The organism is Paracoccus bogoriensis, from assembly GCF_019431455.1.
In the GTDB taxonomy this organism is placed as follows: domain Bacteria; phylum Pseudomonadota; class Alphaproteobacteria; order Rhodobacterales; family Rhodobacteraceae; genus Paracoccus; species Paracoccus bogoriensis.
In genome coordinates this window covers 1-215 of sequence record NZ_JAHYSR010000094.1, presented here as the reverse complement: position 1 = coordinate 215, position 215 = coordinate 1, and the positions used below count along the sequence as shown (strand labels likewise).

At 69.3% G+C, this 215-nt stretch carries 1 pseudogene; it reads left to right on the top strand.

Going from position 1 to position 215, the window contains the following annotated elements:
- A pseudogene (locus tag KY389_RS15200) lies at positions 1–215 on the top strand (IS256 family transposase); the annotation flags it as partial.

Genomic DNA, 215 nt, shown 5'->3' with positions numbered 1-215 from the left:
TCACGGAGCGGATCGACCCGAAGCTCCATGCCGCCGTCCGCCGCGCACTGCGTCAGGCCTGGGAAATGGATGACGCCGAGAAGGCCGAGAGGCTTCTGCGCAACCTTGCCCGCCGTCTGGAACTCGAGGCGCCCGGGGTGTCGAAGAGCATCCTGGAGGGCCTCGACGAGATCCTCACCGTGATCCGCCTGGGCTTGCCGCCCGAGCTGCGGCGC